The organism is Enterobacter sp. Ap-1006, from assembly GCF_011752835.1.
In the GTDB taxonomy this organism is placed as follows: Bacteria; Pseudomonadota; Gammaproteobacteria; order Enterobacterales; family Enterobacteriaceae; genus Cedecea.
Genome location: NZ_VWWU01000031.1, coordinates 1 through 219 on the forward strand (window position 1 = coordinate 1; position 219 = coordinate 219).

Consider the following 219-nt stretch of genomic DNA (forward strand, 5'->3'; position numbering starts at 1 on the left):
TTACCACTTTGTGATTCATGACTGGGGTGAAGTCGTAACAAGGTAACCGTAGGGGAACCTGCGGTTGGATCACCTCCTTACCTAAAAGATACAACCCGCGTAGTGCTCACACAGATTGTCTGATAGAAAACGAGCAGTAAAACCTTATAGGCTTGTAGCTCAGGTGGTTAGAGCGCACCCCTGATAAGGGTGAGGTCGGTGGTTCAAGTCCACTCAGGC

1 rRNA gene is annotated in these 219 nt (G+C 49.3%); it reads left to right on the plus strand.

The annotated features are described in order from the left end of the window. Positions 1-80 (plus strand): 16S ribosomal RNA (locus F3J28_RS22350); the annotation flags it as partial. Positions 81-219 lie beyond the last annotated feature (139 nt).